Origin of the sequence: Mycobacterium sp. (assembly GCF_039583785.1) — a bacterium.
Lineage (GTDB): Bacteria > Actinomycetota > Actinomycetes > Mycobacteriales > Mycobacteriaceae > Mycobacterium.
In genome coordinates this window covers 1-1654 of sequence record NZ_JAVKSG010000205.1, presented here as the reverse complement: position 1 = coordinate 1654, position 1654 = coordinate 1, and the positions used below count along the sequence as shown (strand labels likewise).

The window sequence follows — 1654 nt, the reverse complement described above, 5'->3', positions numbered from 1 at the left end:
AGTGGTCTCGCCCGTAATTTCGTCGGGGGTCACGCTGCACGGGGTTGAGCGGGATCGTGACGAGGCTTGTAGTGGTCGATCCTGTCCAGTAGCTCGTCGAGATCTGTGGTGGTGAACTTCCATTTGAATGGGCGGGCGGTCTGATTGTAGCGGGTCTCGAAGTTGGCCAGCCGGTCGATGATCGCCGTGAGGTCAGTGAAGTCGTTGGGCGAGACTACTTTTCGTTGGACAATGGAAAAGTAGATTTCGACCTGGTTGAGCCAGGAGGCGTGCACCGGGGTATGGACCATGATCGCGTTGGGGTATTGCTCGGCGAGCCGGTCGATCGCGGCTTGGCCGCGGTGGGAGGAGCCGTTGTCGACGATCCAAAACACCCGATCGGCTGAAGCGTAGGGTTCGGCGGTCATGACCTGTTCGACGAGTCGGTAAAACGGTTCAATGCCGGTGGTGGGCTCGCAGCGGCCGAACACTTTCCCTCGGTGGACGTCGTAGGCGGCCAGGTAGGCCAGCGCGCCGCCGCGGTCGTAGTCGTGGTTGACCCGCATCGTGCGGGACTTGCCGGGCGCCAGGGTGGGGTGGCAACGGCAGCGGGCCTGAATCGAGGTCTTCTCGTCGGCGGAGATCACATAATCGCCTGCGCCCAATGGTGTGCCCTCCCACGTGCGGTCGTAGAGGTCGAGCACCCGCCCCGCCTTGGCGGCGAAGTCGGGGTCGGTGATAAAGATCCACGACCGGTACTGCCAGGGTTTGAGCGCGTCCTCGGCCAGCCACCGGCGGATGGTCGCCGGTGAGATCGACCGGCAAATCTCGTCGGCGATTGCCTGTTGGGCCAGCTCCGGACAGCTCCACCGCGACAGTGGCAACCCCGTGTCCGCCGGTGGTGTGCAGGCCATCGCCTTGACCTGGGCGACTTGCACAGCGGTGAACGTCGGCCGGCGGCCCGAGCGCTTGGCATCGGCCAGCGATGCCACCCCCGGTGCCTCATACCAGCGGTGACGCCACTTGCGCACGGTGTCCTCGCAGATCCCAAGCCGCCGTGCGATCTGTGCGTTGGGTTCGCCGGCAGCAGCGGCGAGCACGATCTTGGCTCGCGTCACCAGCCGTTGCTCGGTGCGTCCAGCCCGGATCATCCGGGTCAGTTCGCGGCGCTGCGAGCCGGTCAATGTGATCCGTTCGGTGCTGGCCGGTGACATTATGGTGCTCCACGACGAGTTATCATTGGTCACTTCAGCCTCACCCGTCACGGGATGGATGGTGGTCAACGACACGCTGATCCGGCAGGATCGGTGAGCATGGCCGCACCGCCCACATCGACGAAAACATCCCTGCAGCAGCGGCTGTCCGCCCGCGCCCGCCAACGGTGGCCGCAACTGGCCGGGGTCGACGTCCGGTTTCGCGGCGCGTTCGCCTACGTCACCGCAACCATGCCCGACGGCGACACCATGCCCCTGATGCGGCTGCGCTATGGCGGATCAGCCGCCCGATGGGGATTCGCGATCTACCTGGCCAGCAACAACGGCTACCAAGACTCGGTCCTGCCCAGCGGCCACACCGCCGGCCCACCCGAAGACGCCCTCGACACCGCTTGCGGCCTCTACCTCACCGACCCGACCGCCTGGAGATGACCCCCGACGAACTTACGAACGAGACCACT

The 1654-nt window shown here is 65.3% G+C and carries 2 protein-coding genes; one reads left to right on the top strand and one right to left on the bottom strand.

What is annotated here, in order from left to right; translation table 11 throughout:
• Positions 1–29: 29 nt before the first annotated feature.
• Positions 30–1193 carry an IS630 family transposase gene (locus ABDV69_RS21410; protein ID WP_343577847.1) on the bottom strand — a complete coding sequence of 388 codons (1164 nt, stop codon included), beginning with the start codon at positions 1191–1193 and terminating at the stop codon, positions 30–32.
• A 99-nt stretch (positions 1194–1292) separates the two neighbouring features.
• On the opposite strand from ABDV69_RS21410, the gene ABDV69_RS21405 reads away from it, so the two are divergent.
• A complete protein-coding gene (locus ABDV69_RS21405; RefSeq protein ID WP_343577845.1) occupies positions 1293–1625 on the top strand; it encodes a hypothetical protein in 333 nt (110 codons plus the stop codon).
• Positions 1626–1654: the final 29 nt, after the last annotated feature.